This window comes from Mycoplasma marinum (assembly GCF_004335975.1).
Lineage (GTDB): Bacteria > Bacillota_I > Bacilli_A > Mycoplasmatales > Metamycoplasmataceae > Mycoplasma_K > Mycoplasma_K marinum.
Genome location: NZ_PSZO01000090.1, coordinates 1 through 941 on the forward strand (window position 1 = coordinate 1; position 941 = coordinate 941).

1 protein-coding gene is annotated in these 941 nt (G+C 26.9%); it reads left to right on the forward strand.

Translation table 4 applies throughout. From position 1 onward, the window contains the following. The coding region (locus C4B24_RS05090) for a hypothetical protein (protein ID WP_168388381.1) at positions 1-894 on the forward strand (894 nt) is incomplete at its 5' end. Positions 895-941 lie beyond the last annotated feature (47 nt).

The window sequence follows — 941 nt, forward strand, 5'->3', positions numbered from 1 at the left end:
AATTACGATTTTTCCGCCTCTAACAAACCAATTGTCGTTTCTCAAAAACACACTTTAATATCACAAAAAACTTTTAGTGGTGTTACTATTGTAAAAGTTAAAACATCATTAGTCGTTAATTACGAGGAAATTATAATAGATACTGAATTTATTGAATACGATGGGAAAGTTGATATTGAAATGATAACCGAGAACAAACTTATTGGTTACCGTTTATCAATTAAATTTATTGGAACTAGTGATGTTGCAAAATCTCAACATTTAGTAATTACGGATTTTGATGATTTAGATGAAACAAAAAACTGAAAGCATGACATGCTTGAATATCCAGCAATAGTCGATCATAACGATGGTGTTATTCAAATGAAAGGTGCTAAGGGCTATAATATATACACAAAAGGTAATAATGAAATTTATAAAACTGAAAATGGTGTAGAAATTATCCTTTATAGAACAAATGAACTTGTTTCACGAGAAAAACTAAATTGAAGGCCAGGAATCGCTTCAGGCATACCATATAGAGAGAAAACAACGGGTTCTAAATTGCTAAAAAAATTAACTTTTAAATTTAGAATAGATGAACAAAATCCGATAAAAGGTTTAAATGAATGGAATTTTAGTCCAATAGTACATTATAAAAATAATGTTCATTTAACCGCTCATGTACATAATAAATTTAAAATAAATGATATTGAGTGGCCACAAGATAAAAAAATAACATTCCCGATAGTTGATCATGAAAAATTATATATTTCATCACTTAGATCAGTAGAAAACACAAAGGTATTATTAAGAGTTTCTAATATGGTTAATAAGAAGCTGAAAACAACTATAAAAATAAATGGTAAAAAGAAAGAATATTCGTTCAAACCTTATGAATATAAGACAATTTAATTAAAATATTGATTCGATAAGAAAGTAAAAGGTAATAATGGAAATAT